Raw genomic sequence first — 1,019 nt, forward strand, 5'->3', positions numbered from 1 at the left:
GATCCTCTATTCCTCCTGGATCCTCTATTCCTCCTGTTTCGACGCCAATGGCGGCCTGTTCGARACGCTGCTCGGCGAAGAGGAYGCGATCATCTCCGATGCGCTCAACCACGCCTCGATCATCGACGGCGTGCGGCTGTCGAAGGCCAGGCGCTTCCGCTACGCCAACAACGACATGGCGGCGCTGGAGGAGGAGYTGAAGAAGGCCGAGGGCAGCCGCTTCAAGCTGATCGCCACCGATGGCGTCTTCTCGATGGATGGCATCATCGCCAATCTTAAGGGCGTCTGCGATCTCGCCGACAAATATGGCGCCATGGTCATGGTCGACGACAGCCATGCGGTCGGTTTCGTCGGGAAGAATGGCCGTGGCTCCGCCGAACATTGTGGCGTCGAGGGCCGGATCGACATCATCACCGGCACGCTCGGCAAGGCGCTCGGCGGCGCTTCGGGCGGCTACACCTCGGCCAAGGCCGAAGTGGTCGACTGGCTCAGGCAGCGCTCGCGCCCTTATCTGTTTTCCAACACCCTGGCGCCGGTCATTGCCGCCGCCTCGCTCAAAGTCTTCGACCTCGCCGAACATTGTGGCGTCGAGGGCCGGATCGACATCATCACCGGCACGCTCGGCAAGGCGCTCGGCGGCGCTTCGGGCGGCTACACCTCGGCCAAGGCCGAAGTCGTCGACTGGCTCAGGCAGCGCTCGCGCCCTTATCTGTTTTCCAACACCCTGGCGCCGGTCATTGCCGCCGCCTCGCTSAARGTSTTCGACCTGATCGACAACGGCGATGCCTTGCGCGAGCGGCTCTATGCCAATGCGRSSCTGTTTCGCACCGAGATGTCSAAGCTCGGCTTCACGCTGGCCGGTGAGGGCCACCCGATCATCCCGGTGATGCTCGGTGATGCCGCACTCGCCCAGGAGATGGCGGCGCGCATGCTGAAGAAGGGCGTCTATGTCATCGGCTTCTCCTTCCCGGTGGTGCCGAAGGGCCAGGCGCGCATCCGCACGCAGATGTCGGCAGCGC

At 64.2% G+C, this 1,019-nt stretch carries 1 protein-coding gene; it reads left to right on the forward strand.

Annotated elements, in window-relative coordinates:
* The coding region (locus tag ASD63_RS35900; RefSeq protein WP_060528740.1) for an aminotransferase class I/II-fold pyridoxal phosphate-dependent enzyme at nucleotides 1-1,019 on the forward strand (1,019 nt) is incomplete at both ends.

The sequence above is a fragment of the Ensifer sp. Root558 genome (assembly GCF_001427045.1).
Classification (GTDB): domain Bacteria; phylum Pseudomonadota; class Alphaproteobacteria; order Rhizobiales; family Rhizobiaceae; genus Ensifer; species Ensifer adhaerens.